At 58.5% G+C, this 23,566-nt stretch carries 24 protein-coding genes; 15 read left to right on the plus strand and 9 right to left on the minus strand.

All coding sequences use genetic code 11. The features are described 5' to 3' along the window. Window positions 1-248 precede the first annotated feature (248 nt). Genes efeB through efeU form a run of 3 tightly spaced genes read right to left on the minus strand, consistent with a single transcriptional unit; the run spans window position 249 to window position 3,552 of the window. Window positions 249-1,532: an iron uptake transporter deferrochelatase/peroxidase subunit gene (gene efeB / locus EDF73_RS06010; RefSeq protein WP_132727081.1), complete on the minus strand. Its 1,284-nt coding sequence runs from the start codon at window positions 1,530-1,532 to the stop codon at window positions 249-251. A gap of 4 nt (window positions 1,533-1,536) precedes the next feature. Beyond that, complete coding sequence (gene efeO, locus EDF73_RS06015; RefSeq protein ID WP_132727083.1) at window positions 1,537-2,664, minus strand: iron uptake system protein EfeO; 1,128 nt, start codon at window positions 2,662-2,664, stop codon at window positions 1,537-1,539. 48 nt (window positions 2,665-2,712) lie between these two features. After that, entirely contained in the window at window positions 2,713-3,552 is an 840-nt protein-coding gene (efeU, locus tag EDF73_RS06020; protein ID WP_132727086.1) for an iron uptake transporter permease EfeU, read from the minus strand. Between the two features lie 273 nt (window positions 3,553-3,825). Here efeU and EDF73_RS06025 point away from each other — a divergent pair, with 273 nt between their 5' ends. Beyond that, on the plus strand, window positions 3,826-5,010 hold the full coding sequence (locus EDF73_RS06025; RefSeq protein ID WP_132727088.1) for a nucleoside transporter C-terminal domain-containing protein: 1,185 nt from the start codon (window positions 3,826-3,828) through the stop codon (window positions 5,008-5,010). 30 nt (window positions 5,011-5,040) lie between these two features. On the opposite strand, the gene EDF73_RS06030 is transcribed toward EDF73_RS06025, so the two are convergent. After that, window positions 5,041-5,478, minus strand: coding sequence for a DUF3574 domain-containing protein (locus EDF73_RS06030; RefSeq protein ID WP_132727091.1), 438 nt, complete (start codon window positions 5,476-5,478; stop codon window positions 5,041-5,043). A 230-nt stretch (window positions 5,479-5,708) separates the two neighbouring features. Next, window positions 5,709-7,217 (minus strand): sodium/proline symporter PutP, encoded by a 1,509-nt coding sequence (putP, locus tag EDF73_RS06035; protein WP_132727093.1) that lies wholly within the window; start codon window positions 7,215-7,217, stop codon window positions 5,709-5,711. A gap of 425 nt (window positions 7,218-7,642) precedes the next feature. On the opposite strand from putP, the gene putA reads away from it, so the two are divergent. Next, window positions 7,643-11,605, plus strand: a complete 3,963-nt coding sequence (gene putA / locus EDF73_RS06040; protein WP_132727096.1) for a trifunctional transcriptional regulator/proline dehydrogenase/L-glutamate gamma-semialdehyde dehydrogenase — start codon at window positions 7,643-7,645, stop codon at window positions 11,603-11,605. 122 nt (window positions 11,606-11,727) lie between these two features. After that, window positions 11,728-12,123, plus strand: coding sequence for a lysozyme inhibitor LprI family protein (locus EDF73_RS06045; RefSeq protein ID WP_132727098.1), 396 nt, complete (start codon window positions 11,728-11,730; stop codon window positions 12,121-12,123). Here the strand turns inward: EDF73_RS06045 and rutR are convergent. Further along, window positions 12,120-12,758, minus strand: coding sequence for an HTH-type transcriptional regulator RutR (gene rutR / locus EDF73_RS06050; RefSeq protein WP_132727101.1), 639 nt, complete (start codon window positions 12,756-12,758; stop codon window positions 12,120-12,122). The two genes, EDF73_RS06045 and rutR, sit on opposite strands and share 4 nt — an antisense overlap. A 282-nt stretch (window positions 12,759-13,040) precedes the next feature. Here rutR and rutA point away from each other — a divergent pair, with 282 nt between their 5' ends. From rutA to rutG, 7 genes are read left to right on the plus strand one after another with little or no spacing between them, the layout of a single operon-like run. Continuing rightward, a complete protein-coding gene (gene rutA / locus EDF73_RS06055) occupies window positions 13,041-14,132 on the plus strand; it encodes a pyrimidine utilization protein A (RefSeq protein WP_132727103.1) in 1,092 nt (363 codons plus the stop codon). Next, a complete protein-coding gene (rutB, locus tag EDF73_RS06060; RefSeq protein WP_132727106.1) occupies window positions 14,132-14,842 on the plus strand; it encodes a pyrimidine utilization protein B in 711 nt (236 codons plus the stop codon). Before rutA ends, rutB begins: the two co-directional genes overlap by 1 nt. After that, on the plus strand, window positions 14,835-15,230 hold the full coding sequence (gene rutC / locus EDF73_RS06065; RefSeq protein WP_132727108.1) for a pyrimidine utilization protein C: 396 nt from the start codon (window positions 14,835-14,837) through the stop codon (window positions 15,228-15,230). Before rutB ends, rutC begins: the two co-directional genes overlap by 8 nt. Next, window positions 15,227-16,027 carry a pyrimidine utilization protein D gene (gene rutD, locus EDF73_RS06070; protein ID WP_132727111.1) on the plus strand — a complete coding sequence of 267 codons (801 nt, stop codon included), beginning with the start codon at window positions 15,227-15,229 and terminating at the stop codon, window positions 16,025-16,027. Before rutC ends, rutD begins: the two co-directional genes overlap by 4 nt. Beyond that, a complete protein-coding gene (locus tag EDF73_RS06075) occupies window positions 16,024-16,614 on the plus strand; it encodes a malonic semialdehyde reductase (protein WP_132727113.1) in 591 nt (196 codons plus the stop codon). The genes rutD and EDF73_RS06075 overlap by 4 nt, the downstream gene beginning before the upstream one ends. 9 nt (window positions 16,615-16,623) lie before the next feature. Beyond that, window positions 16,624-17,118, plus strand: coding sequence for an NADH-dependent FMN reductase RutF (gene rutF, locus EDF73_RS06080; RefSeq protein WP_132727115.1), 495 nt, complete (start codon window positions 16,624-16,626; stop codon window positions 17,116-17,118). 21 nt (window positions 17,119-17,139) lie between these two features. Beyond that, a complete protein-coding gene (rutG, locus tag EDF73_RS06085; RefSeq protein WP_132727118.1) occupies window positions 17,140-18,459 on the plus strand; it encodes a pyrimidine utilization transport protein G in 1,320 nt (439 codons plus the stop codon). Window positions 18,460-18,587: 128 nt separating this feature from the next. Here the strand turns inward: rutG and EDF73_RS06090 are convergent, their stop codons facing one another. Then, the gene (locus tag EDF73_RS06090) at window positions 18,588-18,761 is read right to left on the minus strand and encodes a general stress protein (protein WP_004860412.1); all 174 of its coding nucleotides are present in this window, start codon (window positions 18,759-18,761) and stop codon (window positions 18,588-18,590) included. A gap of 381 nt (window positions 18,762-19,142) precedes the next feature. On the opposite strand from EDF73_RS06090, the gene wrbA reads away from it, so the two are divergent. Together wrbA and EDF73_RS06100 are read left to right on the plus strand one after the other, a co-directional pair. Further along, the gene (gene wrbA, locus EDF73_RS06095) at window positions 19,143-19,739 is read left to right on the plus strand and encodes an NAD(P)H:quinone oxidoreductase (protein ID WP_100685730.1); all 597 of its coding nucleotides are present in this window, start codon (window positions 19,143-19,145) and stop codon (window positions 19,737-19,739) included. A gap of 20 nt (window positions 19,740-19,759) precedes the next feature. After that, a complete protein-coding gene (locus EDF73_RS06100; RefSeq protein ID WP_132727120.1) occupies window positions 19,760-19,987 on the plus strand; it encodes a YccJ family protein in 228 nt (75 codons plus the stop codon). 73 nt (window positions 19,988-20,060) lie between these two features. Here the strand turns inward: EDF73_RS06100 and agp are convergent, their stop codons facing one another. Beyond that, the gene (agp, locus tag EDF73_RS06105; RefSeq protein ID WP_132727123.1) at window positions 20,061-21,308 is read right to left on the minus strand and encodes a bifunctional glucose-1-phosphatase/inositol phosphatase; all 1,248 of its coding nucleotides are present in this window, start codon (window positions 21,306-21,308) and stop codon (window positions 20,061-20,063) included. Between the two features lie 156 nt (window positions 21,309-21,464). Here agp and EDF73_RS06110 point away from each other — a divergent pair, with 156 nt between their 5' ends. Next, the gene (locus EDF73_RS06110; protein ID WP_132727125.1) at window positions 21,465-21,914 is read left to right on the plus strand and encodes a helix-turn-helix domain-containing protein; all 450 of its coding nucleotides are present in this window, start codon (window positions 21,465-21,467) and stop codon (window positions 21,912-21,914) included. A gap of 130 nt (window positions 21,915-22,044) precedes the next feature. Then, complete coding sequence (locus EDF73_RS06115; protein WP_132727128.1) at window positions 22,045-22,839, plus strand: SDR family oxidoreductase; 795 nt, start codon at window positions 22,045-22,047, stop codon at window positions 22,837-22,839. 132 nt (window positions 22,840-22,971) lie between these two features. Here EDF73_RS06115 and EDF73_RS06125 read toward each other — a convergent pair whose 3' ends face one another. Beyond that, complete coding sequence (locus tag EDF73_RS06125) at window positions 22,972-23,196, minus strand: hypothetical protein (RefSeq protein ID WP_132727131.1); 225 nt, start codon at window positions 23,194-23,196, stop codon at window positions 22,972-22,974. Between the two features lie 227 nt (window positions 23,197-23,423). Between EDF73_RS06125 and EDF73_RS27415 the strand changes: the two genes are divergently transcribed. Beyond that, window positions 23,424-23,546 carry a small membrane protein gene (locus EDF73_RS27415; RefSeq protein WP_095096195.1) on the plus strand — a complete coding sequence of 41 codons (123 nt, stop codon included), beginning with the start codon at window positions 23,424-23,426 and terminating at the stop codon, window positions 23,544-23,546. The last annotated feature ends 20 nt before the right edge of the window (window positions 23,547-23,566 follow it).

Raw genomic sequence — 23,566 nt, forward strand, 5'->3', positions numbered from 1 at the left:
CAGGACCCTACCATTCGCGATCTCCATAGTGAAACGACATCACTGCCGGGAACTACCGCGTCTGTAATAAGTACATCAAAAAATATTCTTAATGCAACTTATTTTTTACACAAGCGCAACAAATAATTCCCCGAACAGCTGAAGAGAGTTTCCGTCATTTAGATTACAGAAAAATAACACAAGGCAGGAAATACAAAAAAAGAATGGAAAAACAGCAGAAAACGCCCTGCCCTTACGGGCAGGGTACGTCAGGCTTCGAGCAAAGACTGAGCCAGATAGTGCTGGTTATCGATGACACCGGGCAATACAAAGAAGTAGCCGCCGCCGATCGGTTTGACATACTCTTCCAGCGCCTCGCCGTTAAGGCGTTTTTGCACCGTCAGGAAACCTTTCTCCAGATCGTGCTGATAGCAGACAAACAGCAGTCCCATATCCAGCTGCCCGGAGTTGGTTACCCCCAGGGAATAGCTGTAGCCGCGGCGCATCATCAGGCTCGACTGCGTCTGCGGCGTGCGCGGATTGGCCAGACGGATATGGCTATCCAGCGCGATAATGTCGCCGTCCGGATCCTTGCTATAATCCGGCACATCGTGCTCGTGCTGCATGCCCAGCGGCGCGCCGCTGTGTTTATCCCGACCAAAAATGGTCTGCTGCTCTTTCAGCGGCGTGCGATCCCAGAACTCGACGTGGAACTGGATGATACGCGCCGCCTGATAGCTGCCGCCGGTCGCCCACGCGGGTTCGCCCTGGCCAGCGGTAACCCACACCACCTCATCCATCAGCGCCTTATCGGTGCTGACGGGGTTTGCGGTGCCGTCCTTAAAGCCCAGCAGGTTAACCGGCGTCTCTTTGCCTTTACTGCGCGCGGCGCTATCGGAGATAAAGCCTTCGCGTTTCCAGCGCACGCTGAGGAGATCCGGGGTGTGTTTAATCACATCGCGCAGCGCGTGAATCACCGTATCCTGCGTATTGGCGCAAATTTGTAACAGCAGATCGCCATGGCAGAGCGCGGCGTCCAGCGCATCGTTGGGAAAGCGCGTCATTTTTTGCAGCTTTTTCGGCGCCTTGTCGGCTAACCCGTAGCGTTCATCGAACAGCGAATGGCCGACCGAGACGGTAACGGTCAGATTATCCGGGGAAATCCACGGTCCGAGAATCCCCGAATCCATTGGCGGCAGCCGCGGATTCGGCGTATCCGGCGCCGGACCGCCTTTGGTCAGAAAAGCAATCCGCTGGGTCAGCAGACGAAACAGACGCTCCAGATCCGCTTTATCGCTGGCCAGTACATCGAAGGCCACCAGCATCATCGATGCCTGCTGCGGCGTTAGCACGCCGGCCTGATGCTGGCCGTAAAAAGGCTGCGCCTCGCTGCGCGCATCCGGCGACAACACGCCTGGAGAGCTGTTACCTTTCGCCGCGTGCGCCACCGGACAGCCGCCGGTAATGGCCAGCGCGCCGCCAAGCGCGCCGATCCCTTTTAATAACCGACGACGTGAAGGTTCATTCACGTCGCGTTGCTTCTGTTGTGCCATCGACTTAGTCCAGCCCGAGGATCCCGCGCAGCTGAGCCAGATCTTCCGCCAGCGTGGTGATCGGCCCTTTAAGCGCGTTGCGGTCCGCATCCGTCAGCTTGTCGTAGGTCTCGAAGCCGTCTTTGGTGCGGTATTTACTGAGGATGCCGTCAACTTTCTTGAAGTTAGCGTCAATTTTCGCCAGCAGCGCGCTGTTCTCTTTTTGCAGCTGCGGACGCAGCAGGTCGACAATCTTCTGTGCGCCGTCGATGTTGGCCTGGAAGTCCCACAGGTCGGTATGGCTGTAGCGATCTTCTTCGCCGCTGATTTTGCTGGCCGCCACTTCTTCGATCAGGCCGGCGGCGCCGCCTACCACTTTAGACGGCGGGAACGCCAGCTCGCTGATGCGTTTTTGCAGCTCAAGCACATCGCTGTTCAGCTGGTCGGCATACTGGTCCATCCCTTTGACGCTGTTGTCGCCAAACAGGGCTTTTTCCAGACGGTGGAAGCCGGTGAATTTCGGGTCTTCGGCTTTTTTCTCATAATCGTCTTCACGGGCATCGATGCTGCCGTCAAGGTCAGAGAACAGCTCAGCGATAGGCTCGATACGTTCGTAGTGCTGACGCGTCGGGGCATACAGCGCTTTCGCTTTTTCGATATCGCCCGCTTTCACCGCGTCGGTGAAGGCTTTCGTACCGCTGACCAGCTGCGCGGTTTCCGCCGTCACGTAGGTTTTATAAGCGGTAATCGCCTCGCCGAGGCTCAACAGCGCATTGGCTTTCGCCGCATCTTTGGTCGCCGCGCCGGTCACAATCAGCTTCCCTTTCGGGTTGGTCAGCAGCCCGCAGGTCATGTCGTATTCGCCCGGCTGCAGGTTAGCGGTCAGCTTTTGCGTAAAGCCAGGGGCGATGTTTTCGCGCTCTTCCACCACCATCACGCCCTTGAGGATTTCCCACTCCAGCGCTTTCTGACTGTGGTTCTGAATAATGAACTGTGTTTTACCCGCTTTCACGGTCACGTTCATCGGCTCACACTGTTTGTCGTTAACGGTGACTTTTACCTGCGGGATATCCGCAGCCTGAGCGCAAAAGGCAGAGCTGAACAACGCTGCGACGGCAAACTGCAGCGCATTACGGCGAAAATGAGTCATCATGATCATCCCTTTCGGTAAGTATGTTGTAACGATGTATCCTGCGCCACCCTACTTAAGCGGGGCGGTACGCGAGGTGGCTGTATTGCTACGTGGCGGCAGCGCGAACAGCACCAGCGCCGGAATCAAATAGATAAAGTACACCGCCACTTCACTGATGGTCGGCGTTTCCTGATAACCGAAGATCCCTTCCAGCAGGGTCCCAAAGAGGGTATGCGTCGACAGCACGCCGCTCAGGTCAAAGGCAACGTCCTGGAAGTGGTTCCACAGCCCGGCCTCATGGAATGCGCGAATCGCCCCGGCGGCCAGCCCGGCCGCCACCAGCAGAATGAACAGGCTGGTCCATTTAAAGAACACGGCGAGATTGAGACGAATACCGCCCCAGTACAGCAGAAAACCGAGGACGATGGCCGTCGCCAGACCCAGCATCGCGCCAAGCGGCGGCCAGATGCCAACGTCCTGCTGGAATGCCGCCAGCAGGAAAAACACCGACTCCAGCCCTTCCCGCGCCACGGCGAAAAAGACCATCATCACCAGCGCCCAGCCGTGATGGTTGCCGCGTTGCAGCGCGTTATCGACCGCCTGCTCCAGCTGCTGCTTAACGTTGCGGGAAACTTTGCGCATCCAGAATACCATCCACGTCAGGATGCAGACCGCCACCAGCGCCACGATGCCTTCGAACAGCTCCTGTTCGCGCTGGGGAAATTCGCCGGTGGTTTCATTGATAAAGATCCCCAGCCCCAGGCACAGCGCCGCCGCCAGAATCACCCCGATCCACATGACGCCAATCCAGCGGCCACGCTGGGTGCGTTTGAGGTAGCTGGCAATCAGGCTGACGATCAGCGCCGCTTCCAGACCTTCGCGTAACATAATGAGAAATGGAACAAACATGCCGACACCCTTCAATGTGAATCGCAGTCAATGGATGCAAAGATAGGTAAATATTTCTGATAGTGATTATCATTACAATAATGAGAAACACAAGTGAAATGTAGAGAGAATGGTGACGAGTTGTAAATTAATCGCTGCAAAATAATTACTTATGGGATTATCTGCCTGCCGCGTCATTGAGCGGCAGCAACAACGGTTTTTTCGCCGCAGATATTTACCGGACGTAGCGGCTATGGCTAAATAGCGGCCTTATTGACCTTTGAAATGAACAACATGACACAATTCTTGCACTTCCTGCTGGCGCTGGCGGTTATTCTCGGCCTTGCCTGGCTCGCCAGCTATGACCGACAAAAAATCCGTATTCGCTATATTATCCAGTTAATTATTATTGAAATTATCCTGGCATTCTTTTTTCTCCACGCCGAAAGCGGCCTGTGGATAGTTAAAAATATCTCAAACTTTTTCACCTCTTTGCTGGGCTTTGCCGCCGAGGGCAGCAATTTTGTATTTGGCGGCATGAGCGAAAAAGGGCTGGCGTTTATTTTCCTCGGCGTGCTGTGCCCGATTGTGTTTATCTCGGCGCTGATCGGTATTCTCCAGCACTGGCGTATTCTGCCGATTTTTATCCGCGCGATCGGCACCCTGCTGTCCAAAGTTAACGGCATGGGCAAGCTCGAGTCCTTTAACGCCGTCAGCTCGCTGATCCTTGGGCAGTCGGAGAACTTTATCGCTTACAAAGGGGTACTCGGCGACCTCTCCTCTCGCCGTCTGTTCACCATGGCGGCAACCGCTATGTCGACGGTGTCGCTGTCGATTGTCGGCGCCTATATGAGCATGCTCGATGCGAAATATGTGGTGGCGGCGCTAATCCTTAATATGTTCAGTACCTTTATTGTCCTGTCGATTATTAATCCGACGCGCCCGGGTAGCGAAGAAGAGATTAAGCTGGAGAAGCTGCACGAATCACAAAGCTTCTTTGAAATGCTCGGCGAATACATTCTCGCCGGTTTCAAAGTCGCGATGATTATTCTGGCGATGCTGATGGGCTTTATTGCCTTAATCAGCGCCATTAACGCCCTGTTTGCCACGGTATTTGGCCTCAGCTTCCAGCAAATTCTCGGCTATGTCTTTTATCCGCTGGCCTGGCTGATCGGTATTCCGCTGAGCGATGCGCTGAATGCCGGCAGCATTATGGCGACCAAGCTGGTGGCTAATGAATTCGTGGCGATGATCGAGCTGCAAAAAATCGCCGCCGGTATGACCCCGCGCGGGCTGGGTATCCTGTCGGTGTTCCTGGTATCGTTCGCTAACTTCGCCTCAATTGGCATTATTGCCGGAGCGATTAAAGGCCTGAACGAGCAGCAGGGCAATATCGTTTCCCGCTTCGGCCTGCGCCTGGTGTACGGCGCGACGCTGGTCAGCCTGCTTTCCGCCAGCTTTGCCGGGCTGGTGCTGTAAACGAAACGGCGGGGGAGCCCCGCCATTTTTTCAGAAGTGAACGCAGACCGGCTGGTCAACACGCATCACCGATTCCTGCGCGAAGCGTGATTTGTAGCGATTGCGTAACGCCTCAATGCCCTCTTCGCTGCGGCCGTCTGCGCCATGGATCAGCATCAGCGCTTTGCTTTGCTCGCGGGCAACCGTCCCGTCATTGCCCAGCCACTGCCCGCGGGCGTCAAACACCGTCAACCCCGCGCGAAAGCGCGGCGTCACATCCCGATCGACAAACTGCTGCCACTCCTGAGCGGTAATATCTTTCCCCGCCGGGCGGCTCAGCCCGAAATAGAGGGTAGTCTGAACCATGGCATTTTCCGCCGGGCACGCCGCGGCGGCGGCCGGAACCGGCGCGCTGTTTTTTGCCGGCGCCACACAGCCGCCGAGCACGCCTGCCAGCATCAGCGCCAGCGCCCCTTGTCTGAACCTCATTTTGCTATCCTCATTGTTTTTTTGTGCCACGATATCAGCGTATTTTCAGGCAATTAGCAAGAGGGGGAGAAGTTAAGGATCGCTGAGCGGGCCAGTACCTGGCAGTGCCGCTAAGCGAGGATGTCTTTTTTCGGTGCTTTGGGCGACCCCACGATAAACCATAAAAAATGCTGGTCACCTTAGGTGACCAGCATGGCGCAGAATATGGGCCTGAAGGAGAAGCGCGGTATTTACTCTGCGGTGACCCGTACCGGCGGAGCCGAGTGATAATGGGCATCCGCTTCGGCGAAACGTTGCTGCATCGCCGCGGACGGCGCTTTACCCAGCAGACTGAAGACCACGATCCCGATGCTGCCGAAGATAAAGCCAGGGATGATTTCGTACAGCCCCAGCCAGCCGAACTGCTTCCAGACAATGACGGTCAGCGCGCCAATCACCATCCCGGCCAGAGCGCCGTTACGCGTCATGCGAGACCACATCACCGAGAACAGGACCACCGGGCCAAACGCGGCGCCAAAGCCCGCCCAGGCATAGCTCACCAGACCCAGGACGCGGTTTTCCGGGTTGGCCGCCAGCGCAATCGCCACCAGCGCCACCACCAGCACCATCATCCGACCGACCCACACCAGCTCTTTCTGGCCGGCGTTTTTACGCAGGAAGGCTTTGTACAGGTCTTCGGTAATCGCGCTTGAACACACCAGCAGCTGGCAGCTCAACGTCGACATCACCGCCGCCAGAATCGCCGACAGCAGGATACCGGCAATCCACGGGTTAAACAGGATTTGTGCCAGTTCGATAAATACGCGTTCTGAGTTCTGGTTGACCGCTCCCGCCAGCGCCGGGTTGTTATTGAACCAGGCGATACCGAAGAAACCGACCGCCACGGCGCCCGCCAGGCAGAGGATCATCCAGGTCATACTGATACGACGCGCATGCACGATGCTATGATGCGAGTCCGCCGCCATAAAGCGCGCCAGGATATGCGGCTGCCCGAAGTAGCCTAACCCCCAGCCCATCAGCGAAATAATCGCCACGAAGTTCAGTCCTTTGAGCATGTCGACGTTTTCAATGCTCTTCTGCTTAATAACCTCCAGCGAATCGCCAAAACCGCCGACGGATATAATGACCATCACCGGCGTCAGGATCAGCGCGAAGATCATCAGGCTGGCCTGAACGGTATCGGTCCAGCTCACCGCGAGGAATCCCCCCACGAAGGTATAAATAATGGTCGCCGCAGCCCCGGCCCACAGAGCAGTTTCATAGCTCATACCAAAAGTGCTTTCAAACAGACGGGCGCCGGCCACAATACCGGAGGCACAATAAATGGTGAAGAACAGCAAAATAACCAGCGCGGAAATAATCCGCAGCACCCGACTGTTATCTTCGAAACGACCGGTGAAATAATCCGGCAGCGTCAGGGCGTTATTATTCGCCTCGGTATGAACGCGCAGACGACCGGCAACCAGTTTCCAGTTAATCCATGCACCGAGCGTCAGGCCGATGGCGATCCAGCTCTCGGAAATACCGGAGAGAAATATCGCTCCCGGCAATCCCATCAGCAGCCAGCCGCTCATATCAGAGGCCCCGGCGGACAGCGCCGTGACAAATGGCCCCAGGCTCCGCCCGCCAAGAATATAATCATCAAAATTCTTTGTCGATCGCCAGGCAATAAAACCGATCAGTACCATGCCAAAGATATAAATAATAAAAGTCACCAACATGGGGGTGCTAATAGCCATGTAAAATCTCCAGATATTTTTGTCGACAACGTCCTGCTTTGTCATTTTATTCCACTACCGGAACGGGGTAATGGCACAAGGATTGTATTGGGCGACCGTATCCTGACGGAAGCGCTGGCATTTCACAAACGATTTAACACAGCATTTACACTAATTCCCGCCATCACCAAACTTCATTTTGTCATAGGTTGCACTCTCTCACGTTTTTATCGGTTGCACCTGATAAAACTGTTAACTGACGCAGATAAATACCCTATTGGACAAAGGTTAAATTTCGGTGTAACCATCGATTAAATTTAACATTCAGCGCATTTTGCAGCCTGCCGCACAAGTCACGATCAACAAGGTTGCACAAAGTTGCAACATAGTGGATATTTCCACGCAACCGCATAAGAGACCAACGATTGATAACAGGAGTTTTAAGCATGGGCACCACCACCATGGGTGTTAAGCTTGATGACGCGACCCGCGAACGGATTAAATCCGCTGCGAGCCGGATCGACCGCACGCCGCACTGGCTGATTAAACAAGCCATCTTCAACTATCTGGAAAAGCTGGAAAACGACGAGACGCTGCCCGAGCTGCCGGCGCTGCTCTCCGGCGCGGCCAATGAAAGCGATGACGCGGCCAGCCCGGTCGATGAACCGTATCAGCCGTTCCTTGAATTTGCCGAGCAGATCCTGCCGCAGTCGGTGACCCGAGCCGCCATTACCGCCGCTTACCGCCGCGCGGAAACCGACGCCGTGCCGATGCTGCTGGAGCAGGCGCGCCTGCCGCAGCCGCTGGCCGAACAGGCGCATAAGCTGGCTTATCAGCTGGCGGAAAAGCTGCGCAATCAAAAAACCGCCAGCGGCCGCGCGGGGATGGTGCAGAGCCTGCTGCAGGAGTTTTCCCTCTCTTCCCAGGAGGGTGTGGCGCTGATGTGTCTGGCGGAAGCGCTGCTGCGTATTCCGGATAAAGCCACCCGCGATGCCCTGATCCGCGACAAAATCAGCAACGGCAACTGGCAGTCGCATATCGGCCGCAGCCCGTCGCTGTTTGTCAACGCCGCCACCTGGGGCCTGCTGTTTACCGGCAAACTGGTCTCAACCCATAACGAAACCAGCCTGTCGCGCTCGCTGAACCGGATCATCGGCAAAAGCGGCGAGCCGCTGATTCGCAAAGGCGTCGACATGGCGATGCGTTTGATGGGCGAACAGTTCGTCACCGGCGAAACCATCGCCGAAGCGCTGGCAAACGCCCGTAAGCTGGAAGAGAAAGGGTTCCGTTACTCCTACGATATGCTGGGCGAAGCCGCGCTCACCGCCGCCGATGCCCAGGCCTACATGGTCTCCTACCAGCAGGCCATCCACGCGATTGGTAAAGCCTCTAACGGCCGCGGCATCTATGAAGGCCCGGGTATTTCCATCAAGCTTTCCGCTCTCCATCCACGCTACAGTCGCGCGCAGTATGACCGGGTGATGGAAGAACTGTACCCGCGCCTGAAATCGTTAACCCTGCTGGCACGTCAGTACGACATCGGGATCAATATCGACGCCGAAGAGGCGGATCGTCTGGAGATCTCCCTCGATCTGCTGGAGAAGCTGTGCTTTGAGCCCGAGCTGGCCGGCTGGAACGGCATTGGCTTCGTTATTCAGGCCTACCAGAAACGCTGCCCGTTCGTCATTGATTCCCTGATTGACCTCGCCACCCGCAGCCGTCGTCGCCTGATGATCCGTCTGGTTAAAGGCGCCTACTGGGATAGCGAAATCAAACGCGCGCAGATGGACGGACTGGAAGGCTACCCGGTGTATACCCGCAAGGTGTACACCGACGTCTCCTACCTCGCCTGCGCGAAGAAACTGCTGGCGGTGCCGAGTCTGATTTATCCGCAGTTCGCCACCCACAACGCCCACACCCTCGCGGCGATTTACCAGCTCGCCGGGCAAAACTACTATCCGGGTCAGTACGAATTCCAGTGCCTGCATGGCATGGGCGAACCGTTGTATGAGCAGGTGGTGGGTAAAGTAGCCGATGGCAAACTGAACCGCCCATGCCGGATCTACGCGCCGGTGGGCACCCACGAAACGCTGCTGGCGTACCTGGTGCGTCGTCTGCTGGAAAACGGGGCCAACACCTCCTTCGTCAACCGGATTGCCGATACCACGCTGCCGCTGGATGAACTGGTCGCCGACCCGGTCGCCGCGGTGGAAAAACTGGCCCGCCAGGAGGGTCAGGCCGGTCTGCCGCATCCGAAGATTCCGCTGCCGCGCGATCTGTACGGTGCGGGCCGCAGCAACTCCGCGGGTCTGGATCTGGCCAACGAACATCGTCTGGCCTCCCTCTCCTCCTCGTTGCTGAACAGCGCGTTGCATAAATGGCAGGCGCTGCCGGTGCTGGAGCATCCGGTTATCGCAGGTGAGCTGCAGACGGTGGTTAACCCGGCCGAGCCCAAAGATATCGTCGGTCACGTGCGTGAGACCAGCGAGCAAGAAGTCGAGCTGGCGCTGACCAGCGCGGTCAATAATGCCCCGATCTGGTTCGCCACCCCGCCGCAGGAACGTGCCGCGATCCTTGAACGTGCCGCGGTTCTGATGGAAGACCAGACCCAGACGCTGATCGGCATACTGGTGCGTGAGGCCGGTAAAACCTTCAGTAACGCCATCGCCGAAGTGCGCGAAGCGGTCGACTTCCTGCACTACTACGCCGGTCAGGTACGCGACGATTTTGATAATGAGACCCACCGCCCGCTGGGCCCGGTCGTTTGTATCAGCCCGTGGAACTTCCCGCTGGCGATTTTCACCGGCCAGATTGCCGCCGCGTTAGCCGCCGGCAACAGCGTCCTGGCGAAACCCGCCGAACAGACGCCGTTGATCGCCGCTCAGGGGGTGGCGATTCTGCTGGAAGCCGGCGTGCCGCCGGGGGTTATTCAGCTACTGCCAGGCCGCGGGGAAACCGTCGGCGCGGCGCTAACCCGCGACGAACGCGTTCGCGGCGTGATGTTCACCGGTTCGACCGAAGTCGCCACCCTGCTGCAGCGCGCTATCGCCACGCGTCTGGATGCCCAGGGCCGTCCGACGCCGCTGATCGCCGAAACCGGCGGAATGAACGCGATGATCGTCGACTCCTCCGCCCTCACCGAGCAGGTGGTGGTCGACGTGCTGGCCTCGGCGTTCGATAGCGCCGGTCAACGCTGCTCCGCTCTGCGGGTTCTCTGTCTGCAGGAAGAGATCGCCGACCATACCCTGACCATGCTGCGCGGGGCGATGGGCGAATGCCGGATGGGTAACCCAGGCCGTCTGACCACCGATATCGGCCCGGTTATCGATGCGCAAGCGAAGGAGAATATCGAACGACATATCCAGGCGCTCCGCGCCAAAGGCCGCAGCGTCTTCCAGGCCGTACGCGAGAACAGCGACGATGCGCGGGAATGGCAAAGCGGAACCTTCGTCCCGCCGACGCTTATCGAACTCGAGAGCTTCGATGAACTGAAAAAAGAGGTCTTTGGTCCGGTCCTGCACGTGGTGCGCTACAACCGCAACGAACTGGATCAGCTGGTTGAGCAGATCAACGCATCCGGCTACGGCCTGACTCTCGGGGTGCATACCCGCATCGACGAGACCATCGCCCAGGTGACCGGCAGCGCGAAGGTCGGTAACCTGTATGTGAACCGCAATATGGTCGGTGCCGTCGTTGGCGTACAGCCGTTCGGCGGCGAGGGTCTGTCGGGTACCGGACCGAAAGCCGGCGGCCCGCTCTATCTGTACCGTCTGCTCTCCAGCCGCCCGCAAAACGCCGTGGGAACCACGCTCGCCCGCCAGGATGCCGAACGTCCGCTGGACGCGCAGCTGAAAACCCTGCTGGAAAAACCGCTGAACGCCCTGCAGCAGTGGGCGGCGGGTCGTCCGGAACTGCAGGCGCTGTGCCAGCAGTACAGCGAGCAGGCGCAGGCTGGCACCCAGCGTCTGCTGCCTGGCCCGACCGGCGAGCGCAATACCCTGACCTTTATTCCGCGCGACCGCGTCCTGTGCGTGGCGGATAATGAGCAGGATGCGCTGATCCAGCTGGCGGCGGTCACCGCCGTCGGATGTGAAATCCTGTGGCCGGATAATGCCCTGCATCGCGAGCTGGCGAAAAAGCTGCCGCGCGAAGTGAGCGAACGGATCCACTTTGCCAAAGCCGAGACGCTAACCGCGCAGACCTTCGATGCGGTGATCTACCACGGCGATTCCGACCAGCTGCGCGAACTGTGTGAGCAGGTTGCGGCCCGCGATGGCGCGATTGTCTCCGTTCAGGGCTTCGCCCGTGGCGAAACCAACCTGCTGCTGGAACGCCTGTACATTGAACGCTCGCTAAGCGTCAATACCGCGGCCGCCGGCGGTAACGCCAGCCTGATGACCATCGGCTAAAACCCTCCCCGGCGCCGCCCCCCGGGAAAGCGGTCGGCGTCAACGTCAGCTAATGACAGCGGATGCAGGCTATGGTTAATTAGAGCTCCCCCAACGGGAGCTTTTTTTATGGGAGTGGATCAATGAAACGTACTTTACTTGCCCTTACCGCCCTGCTGGTCAGCGGGCCTGCGCTGGCGGACGAATGCGCCAACGCCAGTAATCAGGCGGAGATGAATCAGTGCGCGGCGGCGCAGTATCAGGCGGCGGATAAAAAACTGAATCAGACCTATCAGGAAGCGCTGAAACGCGCCCCGGGCAAACAGCTGGAGCTGCTGAAAAAGGCGCAGCATACGTGGATCGCGCTGCGTGACGCCGACTGCGCCTTCCTCGCTTCCGCCGCCGAAGGCGGAAGCGTCCAGCCGATGCTGATCGCGCAGTGCATGGCGGACAAAACCGTCGAACGGGAGTCGTTCCTCGCCTCGCTGCTGCAGTGCGAAGATGGCGATCAGAGCTGCCCGCTTCCCCCGGCGAATTAACGCACCCGGATCCCTTCAATGATCAGCCGCTGGACGTTCTCCACGGTTTGTTGAAAGAACGTCTCATCGCGTAGCGTCGCGCCGGTGACCGCCTCGATCTGCGTGGCGAAATCGGCGTAATGCTGGGTGGTCGCCCAGATCATAAAGATCAGATGCTGAGGGTCGACCGGCGCCAGCTTGCCGCTGTCGATCCAGCCGGAGACAATCGCCGACTTTTCATCCACCAGCGCTTTCAAATCGCCGGTCAGTTCGCCCATCAGCAGCGGCGCCCCCTGCAGCATTTCCAGGCAGAACAGCTTCGATGCCTGCGGATAATCGCGAGACACCTCCAGCTTCAAACGAATATACTCGCGGATAGCCACCAGCGGGCTGATATCTTCGCGAAAGGCCCGCAGCGGCGCCAGCCAGATAGTCAGGATCTGCTGCAGCACGGCAATATACAGCGCCTCTTTCGACGGGTAGTAATAGAGCAAATTCGTTTTCGATACCCCGGCCAGCTCCGCAACCTGTTCAAGACGCGTGCCGTGGATACCAAATTGCGAAAAAGCATCCAGCGCAGCGGCCAGAATAGCCTCTTTTTTTGCGCTCACCGCCTGCGAACGTTTTCCGGTTTTTTTCACGGCGCCCTGTGCCATACCTCATCTCCTTCTTTCGACGCCATCAGCATAGCAAAAGCCCAACGCCGACACGACCTTATGCACCCCAATTGCGCATGACTGCCGTTTTTTCGTGCACTCTTTTTGACCATCCAGTCCACTTTTTTCACCACCATATTCAGCAACTAACACGCAACACATTAATAACATTGATTTTTGTAAAACTGGCATCCCCTTTGCTTTATCTTTCCTGCGAGGTGACCCAGGGAGATGCAGGATGCAACGCCGCGCGCCTTCTTCAACGACTGCAGAGAGGTACGTATGAAAATTGGTGTCTTCGTTCCGATTGGTAATAACGGCTGGCTGATTTCCACCCATGCCCCGCAGTACATGCCGACGTTTGAGCTGAATAAAGCCATCGTCCAGAAAGCCGAGCACTACCATTTTGATTTCGCCCTGTCGATGATCAAACTGCGCGGCTTCGGCGGAAAAACCGAATTCTGGGAGCATAACCTCGAATCCTTCACCCTGATGGCCGGTCTGGCGGCGGTGACGTCACGGATCCAGATCTATGCCACCGCCGCGACGCTCACCCTACCGCCGGCGATTGTCGCCCGGATGGCCTCGACCATTGACTCCATCTCCGGCGGCCGCTTCGGCGTCAATCTGGTGACCGGCTGGCAAAAACCGGAATATGAGCAGATGGGCATCTGGCCCGGCGATGACTACTTCGCCCGCCGCTACGACTATCTCACCGAATATGTCCAGGTACTGCGCGACCTGTGGGGCACCGGGCATAGCGACTTTAAAGGCGACTATTTCACCATGAACGACTGCCGCGTCAGCCCGCAGCCGTCACAACCGATGAAGGTGATCTGCGCCGGGCAAAGCGACGCGGGTATGGCCTTCTCCGCGCAGTACGCCGATTACAACTTCTGCTTCGGTAAAGGGGTCAATACCCCGACCGCCTTTGCCCCCACCGCCGCGCGGATGATGCAGGCGGCGGAAAAAACCGGCCGCGACGTCGGGTCGTACGTGCTGTTTATGGTGATTGCCGACGAAACCGACGAGGCCGCTCGCGCCAAATGGGAGCACTACAAGGCGGGAGCCGATGACGAAGCGCTGGCGTGGCTCACCGAGCAAAGCCAGAAAGACACCCGCTCCGGCAGCGACACCAACGTCCGCCAGATGGCCGATCCGACCTCGGCGGTCAATATCAACATGGGAACGCTGGTGGGCTCCTACGCCAGCGTCGCCCGTATGCTCGACGACGTCGCCTCCGTCCCCGGCACCGACGGCGTCCTGCTGACGTTTGACGATTTCCTGATCGGCATTGAAGCCTTCGGCCAGCGTATTCAACCGCTGATGCGCTGCCGCGACCATATTGCCACCGTTACCCGCGAGGTTGCCTGATGATTACCCTGTCCGCCCGTCCGGAATCCCTGAGCTTCCCGGCGCAAAATAGCGCGCTGATCGTTGTTGATATGCAAAACGCCTACGCCAGCCAGGGGGGATATCTCGATCTCGCCGGGTTTGATGTCTCCGCCACCCGGCCGGTTATCGACAATATTAATACCGCCGTCGCCGCCGCCCGCGCCGCCGGCATGCTGATTATCTGGTTCCAGAACGGCTGGGACGATCAATATAGGGAAGCCGGCGGCCCGGGCTCGCCGAACTACCACAAATCCAACGCCCTGAAGACTATGCGCCAGCGCCCTGAACTACAGGGTAAGCTGCTGGCCAAGGGCGGCTGGGACTATCAGCTGGTCGATGAACTGCAGCCGCAGCCCGGCGACGTGGTGCTGCCGAAACCGCGCTACAGCGGCTTTTTCAACACCCCGCTGGACAGCATTTTACGCAGCCGCGGCATCCGTCACCTGGTCTTTACCGGGATCGCCACCAACGTCTGCGTGGAATCGACCCTGCGCGACGGCTTCTTCCTCGAATACTTCGGCGTCGTGCTGGAAGACGCCACCCATCAGGCCGGACCGGCCTTCGCCCAGCAGGCCGCGCTATTCAACATTGAGACCTTCTTTGGCTGGGTCAGCGACGTCGCCAGCTTCTGCGAGGCGCTCCAGCCTGCCGCTCCACTCCCTTTCAGCGAGGAGAAACGTTATGCCTAAACAGGTGATTATTCCGCCCGGCACCACCACGCCGATTGCCCCTTTCGTCCCTGGCACGCTGGCCGATGGGGTGGTGTATGTCTCCGGCACCCTGCCGTTTGACAAGCAAAATAACGTGGTCCACATCGGCGACCCAAAGGCGCAAACCCGCCACGTTCTCGACACGATCAAAACGGTGATCGAAACGGCGGGTGGCAGTCTGGAGGATGTGACCTTCAACAGCATTTTTATCACCGACTGGAAAAACTACGCCGCGATTAACGAAGTCTATGCCGAATTTTTCCCCGGTGATAAACCGGCGCGCTTCTGCATTCAGTGCGGGCTGGTCAAGCCGGAGGCGCTGGTGGAGATAGCGACGGTCGCCCACATCGGGAAGCCGACGCCATGAAGCTGAATATCTCCCCCGCCCCCGATGATGGCGCGACGGTGGTGGTGATGAGCGCCGGCTTAGGCGGTGCGGGCAGCTACTGGCTACCGCAGCGCGCGGCGCTGGCGGAACAGTATCAGCTGGTGACCTACGACCACAACGGCACCGGTGAGAATGCCGGCCCGCTGCCCGCCGGCTATAGCATGGCGACCATGGCCCAGGAGCTGTGGCGCGCGCTGCAGGAGGCCGGCATCTCGCGCTTTGCGCTGGTCGGCCATGCGCTGGGGGCGCTTATTGGCTTACAGCTGGCGCTGGATCGGCCGCAGGCGGTCAGCGCGCTGGTGCTGGTCAACGGCTGGCTGACCCTTTCGCCGCACACCCGCCGCTGCTTCCAGGTGCGCGAACGCCTGCTGCATGCCGGCGGCGCCCAGGCGTGGGTCGAAGCGCAGCCTTTATTCCTCTACCCGGCGGAGTGGATGGCCGCGCGGATGCCGCGGCTGGAGGCGGAAGATGCTCTCGCCCTCAGCCACTTTCAGGGCAAGGAGAATCTGCTGAAGCGGCTGCAGGCGTTGAAGCAGGCCGATTTTTCCCGCCAGGCTTGTGCGGTGACCTGCCCGACGCTGATTATCAGCGCCCATGACGATCTGCTGGTGCCCGCCTCCTGCTCGCGCACCTTACAGGAGGCGATAGCGGGCAGTCAGCGGGTGGAGATGACCTGGGGCGGTCATGCCTGCAACGTCACCGATGCCGGAACCTTCAACGCTATTTTATGCGACGGCCTGGCCACTCTGCTGGCCCCACATAAGGAAAATCTATGAGCGAAAGCATTAGCCAAAGCGCGCGTGACACCCTGTTCAATCACGCCCGGACCCATAACGGCTGGCTGGATAAACCGGTCACCGATAGCCTGCTGCATGAAGTTTATGACCTGATGAAAATGGGGCCGACCTCCGCCAACTGTTGCCCCGCGCGCGTGCTCTTTGTCCGCACGCCGGAGGGCAAGGAGAAACTGCGCCCGGCGCTCTCCAGCGGCAACCTTGAAAAAACCCTGAGCGCGCCGGTGACCGCCATCCTCGCCTGGGATCGCGTCTTCTACGATCGTCTGCCGGAGCTGTTCCCCCACGGCGACGCCCGCAGCTGGTTCACCTCCAGCCCACAGCTGGCGGAAGAGACCGCCTTTCGCAACAGCTCTCTGCAGGCGGCGTATCTCATTTTCGCCTGCCGCGCCCTTGGCCTGGATACCGGCCCGATGTCAGGATTTGACCGCGATAAAGTCGATGCGGCGTTCTTTGCCGACAGCGGCTGGAAAAGCAACCTGTTGATTAATATTGGTTATGGCGACGCAGCCAAACTGTATGGCCGCCTGCCGCGCCTGTCCTTTGATGATGCCTGCCAGCTGGCGTAAGGAGATCCCATGTCCGTAGCGGATAAACAGAGTTTTCGTGACGCCATGGCCCAGGTCGGCGCGGCGGTCAACGTGATTACCACCGATGGCCCGGCGGGCCGCGCCGGGTTTACCGCCAGCGCGGTCTGTAGCGTCACCGATACCCCGCCGACGCTGCTGGTCTGTCTGAACCGCTCCGCCTCGGTATGGCCGACCTTCAGCCAGCATCAGGCGCTGTGCGTCAATACTCTGGCGGCGGGGCAGGAATCCTTATCGAATCTTTTTGGCGGCAAGACGCCGATGGCGGAACGGTTTGCCGCCGCCGAATGGCAAACCGGTCTCACCGGCTGCCCGCGGCTCTCCGATGCGCTGGTCAGCTTCGACTGCCGCATCAGCCAGATAGTCAGCGTCGGCACCCACGACATTTTGTTCTGTGAAGTCGCCGCCGTCGTCAGACATCCGGAGCCGCGCGGACTGATGTGGTTCGACCGCGGCTACCACACGCTTATGCGTCCAGCCTGTTAACCTCAAACCCGGGATATCATCATGGCACTTTTCGATTTTCCTCGCTGGCAGTTGACCTCCCCCTCCGCCGCATCCGGCGTGGTGGCCCCCGATGAACGTCTCTCCCTCGGGCAGACTATGGTGATGGGCGTGCAGCACGCGGTGGCGATGTTTGGCGCCACCGTCCTGATGCCGATCCTGATGGGGTTGGATCCCAATCTGTCGATTTTAATGTCCGGCATCGGCACGCTGCTGTTTTTCCTGGTGACCGGCGGGCGGGTGCCAAGCTATCTCGGCTCCAGCGCCGCCTTCGTCGGGGTGGTGATCGCCATTACCGGGTTTAACGGCCAGGGGCTGAACCCGCACCTCAGCGTCGCTCTCGGCGGAATTATCGCCTGCGGTCTGGTATACACCCTGATTGGCGTCGTGGTGATGAAAGTCGGTACCCGCTGGATTGAACGCCTGATGCCGCCGGTCGTGACCGGGGCGGTGGTGATGGCCATTGGCCTGAATCTGGCGCCGATTGCCGTGCGCAGCGTCTCGGCAACCGCCTTTGACGGCTGGATGGCGGTACTGACGGTGCTGTGTATCGGCCTGGTGGCGGTCTTTACCCGCGGGATGATCCAGCGGCTGCTGATTCTCGTCGGCCTGATTGTTGCCTGCGTGCTGTATGCGCTGCTGGCCAACGTCTTCAGGTTAGGGAAACCGCTGGATTTCACCTTACTGGAACAGGCCGCCTGGTTCGGACTGCCGCAATTCACCACGCCGACGTTCAGTAGCCAGGCGGTCATGTTGATTGCGCCGGTGGCGGTGATTCTGGTGGCCGAAAACCTCGGGCATTTGAAAGCGGTGGCCGGGATGACCGGGCGCAATATGGACCCGTATATGGGGCGGGCGTTTGTCGGCGACGGGCTGGCGACGATGCTTTCCGGCACGGTCGGCGGCAGCGGCGTGACCACCTACGCGGAAAATATCGGCGTGATGGCGGTGACCAAAGTCTACTCCACGCTGGTCTTCGTTGCCGCGGCGCTCATTGCCGTTCTGCTCGGGTTTTCGCCGAAGTTTGGCGCGCTGATCCACACCATTCCCGGGCCGGTTATCGGCGGGGCATCGATCGTGGTCTTCGGTTTGATTGCCGTCGCGGGCGCGCGCATCTGGCTGCAGAACCGGGTGGATCTGAGCCACAACAGCCATCTGATTATGGTGGCCGTGACGCTGGTGTTAGGCGCCGGGGATTTCGCCCTGTCGATCGGCGGCTTCACCCTTGGCGGCATAGGGACGGCCACCTTTGGCGCGATCTTACTGCACGCGCTGCTCAACCGCCGGGCCGCGCTGGCGGAACAGTCCAACGCCACCGTCTGAGCCACCTTTTCGCCGGTTGCGCCGCACGCGGCCGGGGAAGAAAAAACCGCCGGCGGATGCCGGCGGCGAGGTGGATGTGGCTGGCGCCCGGGAGATTAAAACCACATCACAGACAGTCCGCGTATCCGTCAGCTGTGGCGGTTACCGTGACTGTTTTTGCCCCCTTTTTTGCCAGCTTCCGAGGCGCGCTGAGGATCGTTTTTGAAGTTCCCCCCGCTATGCTGACCACCTTTACGACCTGCTTCTGATGCTCTTTCACGATCCTCGGCAAAGTTGCCGGAACCGCCACGATGGTTTGCCATCACTGACCTCCACTTGGTTAGACATCATCTTGCATTACGCGCAGTACGAGGCCGCCATTATGCGGCCGATGGCCTGGCCATTTTCGTCGCGCGTGCTTTTAAGCGTAGTGAATGAAACCCGTTCGCCAGGTAAATAGTAACATTCTGCAATAAATTGCCACGTCAAAGGGAGCTTGCTGCGCCAGCGTCGCGCTAACCGTTTCTTATGCCTGACGAAAAGCGCGGCGCCGAAGATGTATCTTTTTGCTACAAACGTGTTGTTTGCAATTTTGTTATAAATCAAATAAATGATTGTTAGATTTGCACTCTTAGCCAGAGGCCTTATCTTTAAAGATAGTCAGTCGTTTGGCTGGCCTATAACGCAACCGAGGAGTGATGCAAATGGCTAAAATTCTGGTGCTTTATTATTCAATGTATGGACACATCGAAACCATGGCTCATGCCGTCGCCGAAGGGGCGAACAAAGTCGACGGCGTTGAGGTGGTCGTGAAGCGCGTGCCGGAAACTATGCAGGCTGAGGCTTTTGCCAAAGCAGGCGGGAAAACGCAAAATGCGCCCGTCGCCACGCCACAGGAACTGGCAGAGTATGACGCCATCATCTTTGGTACCCCGACCCGTTTCGGCAATATGTCCGGACAGATGCGCACCTTTCTCGACCAGACCGGCGGTCTGTGGGCCTCCGGCGCGCTGTACGGCAAACTTGCCAGCGTATTCAGCTCCACCGGTACCGGCGGTGGACAAGAGCAGACCATTACCTCAACCTGGACTACGCTTGCCCATCATGGGATGGTGATTGTTCCCATTGGCTACGGCGCGCAGGAGCTCTTTGATGTGTCGACGGTTCGCGGCGGCACGCCGTATGGCGCGACCACTATCGCCGGAGGCGACGGTTCCCGCCAGCCAAGCCAGGAAGAGCTGGCGATTGCCCGTTATCAGGGTGAACATGTCGCAGGCCTGGCAGTTAAACTACACGGCTAACCTTCAGCAGGAGGATTTGCATGCCAACTCAAGAAGCGAAAGCCCATCACGTGGGTGAATGGGCAAGTTTACGAAACACTTCTCCAGAGATCGCCGAAGCGATTTTCGAATTAGCCGAATATGATGAAAAGCTCGCGGAGAAAATTTGGGAAGAAGGCAGCGATGAGGTCCTGCCCCTGGCCTTCGCGAAAACGGATAAAGATTCCCTTTTCTGGGGTGAGCAGACTATCGAGCGTAAAAACGTCTGACTCGTCGTGCCCGGTATGCCTACCGGGCAGACCTGAACAATAAGTGGGCGGGCCGCCATGGCCCGCCCACTTTTTATTTCGCCGCGTCGTTCATCACCTTCTTAAATGTCTCCATCGGGCAGAAACCGTTCGCATCCACCGGGCAACCGTTGAGCGCCAGGGTCACTTTCTGCGGCGGCGACTGTAGCGTCAGGGCCTCGGCGTTGCGCAGCTGCGCGGTGCTTTGATAAACATATTCAATCTTCATCAGCTCACGATTCGCGCCGCTGTCATGCCAGCGCTGAAAGACGATTTTGCCACCGATTGGCGTACGCTCGTTCTGCGCATGAAGCTGATAGGGTTTGAAATCCAGCGCCGTCAGCAGCGAGGCAATATTCGAGTCATGGCCGACCAGCAGCGTCACCTTCGCCGTTTGTGCCGCATCGCCGACCAACGCGTTGTCGATATACTTCACCAGCGGCTTAGCGACATTGCGCGCCACTTCCGTTGAGGTAAACAGGCTATCCTGATAACCGTTTTTCAGCTTCGACAGCACCTGCCACTGCTTGTCGGTTTTAATTTCCCCCCACGCCACCTGGTCCTGCGGGAACCCTTCGTAATACTGCAGGGTGAAAGCATCGACCAGCGAGTTGCCGACCTTCAGCGGCCCGGAGACGCCCGGCTCCTGCTGATATTTGGCGCTGAAGGTGTCTTTTCCGTCGCTCAGCGAGCACTGCTGCTTCTCCTTACAGGAAGGCGAATTGCGATAGTCGGTCATCTCTTCGAGCAGCTTGTAGCTGTCGGTAAGCGGCATTTTTTGCCGCTCTTTTTCCATCGCCTGCACGGCTGTTTCGCTGAAGGCCGCGGAATCATCGGTAATCACCGGGTTAAACGTCGGGTCCATCGTGCCCATCTGCGGCTGATGATGCACCGTCACGCCGCAGCCCGGGAAGGCGCCGGTAATAAAGAACTGCGCGGTGGCCACCGTGCGTTGCAGGCTGTTGGCATAAGCGTAAACCGCGTTTTCCGGCGGGCACTCGCCGCTGGTAACCAGCCCCTGCTGCGCCAGCCATTCACGCATATAGTGCCCCATGTAAACTTCCAGCACCCCACCTTTGGTGGTTAACTGACCGCCGGGAACATCCCACTCTGGCCATGATTTCGGCGTTGACTGCTCCAGCACGCTGCCGTTATTCGCCAGCGGCGCGCGCAGGTTGTGGCGGCTCATGATCAGCACCTGCTGCAGCTGATAGCCCTGCGGTGCCGCTTGTTCCTGTGCCTGGACCGCTGCGGATACCAGTACGGCGCCTGCGACAATGCCAGCGAGTAGACTCTTTCTCATCCCTTAACCCTCAGTCAGTGATTATCATCGCCTTTATTGTGACAAATTTATGACATTTTTCCGGGTAATAGCTCGCAAACTGAGGTGACGACAGAAACTTTTCCCTGTCCGGCAAAATAGTTTTATAATAAAACCATTGAAGCTACAGGAGTCATCGTGAAACGTACCCGTCTGGAAAACAGCTGCTGCCCTATCGCCCGCTCCCTTGATGTTATCGGCGACTGGTGGTCATTACTGATCGTCCGCGACGCCCTGCGTGGAACCCGGCGCTTCAGTGAATTCCAGAAAAACCTCGGCATCGCCAAAAATATGCTCGCCGGGCGGCTGAAAATGCTGGTGGAAGAAGAGATTCTGACGCTCCAGCCCGCCTCTGACGGCAGCGCCTGGCAGGAATACGTGCTCACTGAAAAAGGGCGCGGCCTGCAAACCGTGCTGGTGGCGCTCGGTCAATGGGCCGATGAGTATCTGTTTACTGCCGATGAGCCCGCTACGGTGCTGATCGATACCCTCTCGCGCCAGCCGCTGCGCAAACTGGTGCTGCAGGCCGCCGATGGCCGCGCGCTCCGCCCCGATGAGATCACCGCCCGACTGCCAACAACAGATTGATTTAAATAATTATTCAATTCTGATCTGCTGATATAACAAAAAAATTTCGCGCTATTGGTTGCATTATTAAACCAATTATCTCATGCTGAATTTGGTTTAATAATGCAACCATATTAATTGAGGCTTCACCATGACTACGTACTCCCCAACCGCTTTAATTACCGGCGCCTCTTCCGGCATCGGCGCTGTCTATGCCGGGCGCCTCGCCGCCCGGGGTTACAACCTGATCCTGGTCGCCCGGCGTGAACCACGCCTGCAGGCCCTCGCGGACCAACTGCAAAGCCAGTATGGCATTCAGGCCAGCGTGCTGAAGGCTGACCTGAGTGAAGAAAGCGGTATTCGCGCCGTTGAACAACGCCTGCAGTCGGACCCGACGATTGCGTTATTTATCAATAACGCCGGAACCGCGAAAATGGGCGGATTTCTTGCCTCCGACGTGAGCGAACACCAGACCATTCATACCCTGAACACCACCGCCCTGCTGCGTCTGAGCTATGCGGCGCTGGCCGCCTTCAGCCCGCGCCGTCAGGGGACGCTGATCAATATCGCCTCGATTCTCGCGCTCCATACCCTGCCCGGCAGCGCCGTTTATAGCGCCAGCAAAGCGTGGGTTCTCAGCTTTACCCGCGGACTGCAGGAGGAGTTTGCCGACAGCGGCCTGCGTATCCAGGTCGTTCTCCCGGCGGCGACGGCGACGGACCTGTGGCCGACCTCCGGCGTCGCCCTTGACGCGCTGCCTGCCGGCTCGGTGATGACGACGGAAGATCTGGTGGACGCCGCGCTCAGCGGCCTGGATCAGGGGGAAAACGTCACTTTACCGCCGGTCCACGAGCTGGCGCTGTGGGAGAACTTCGACCAGGCGCGGCTGGCGCTGTTTAGCACCGCGCGCACCGGGCAGCCTGCGCCGCGCTATCGCTCATCGTAACGTTTGAGCGGATGAGCACGCCGCAGTAGCTGGCAAAAGCCCGATATCTGGCATCTGATGAATCCAGCGATGTCGAGGGTAGCGAGCTGCGGGTTGATGGCGGTACGGCAAACCTGTAGCCGATGGCGGCGGTTACTCCGGTAGCGGGACCGCCGTCAACGTGCAGATGGCTTCATGTTCACCGCCACGGCGATCGACCATCACCACTTTGTCACCGGCTTTTTTGCCTTCACAGGGTTTCAGCACCTGATCCATGATCCGTTCGCGGGTTTGCTGACGTTCTGACTCCGCCAGGGTGGTAAAGGAGGCCAGGATGAGGGTCAGCCCAATCAGGCTGACGACATGTTTATTACGCATTCATTATTCTCAGACAATTCGTACTCACGTGGAGAGTAACAGCCTGGAGGCCGCGCGTCTGTAAAATCACTTAACGGAGTGTTACCCCGCCCGACAAAACAACAGGTTTACCTGGCGCGTTTGTTAGGTTTTACCGATGGAAGAGTCATATTTCAGACATATCCCGATGCTATCTTAGCCGCGTATTTATAGAGTGCATCGTTTTCAACCAGGGCCCAGGATTGTGTATGTCCGGTATTATTCTCCTTCTCGCTGCGGTCATTTTGCTGGGGGTTGCGCTTTACAGTTTGGTGTCATACGTCAAGGAGCGTCGCGCCAGCCAGCTGCCTTTTCACAAGAAGAAAAAATAATCTCCGCTCTGCTATAGAGA

It is taken from the genome of Klebsiella sp. BIGb0138 (assembly GCF_004342285.1).
In the GTDB taxonomy this organism is placed as follows: Bacteria; Pseudomonadota; Gammaproteobacteria; order Enterobacterales; family Enterobacteriaceae; genus Klebsiella.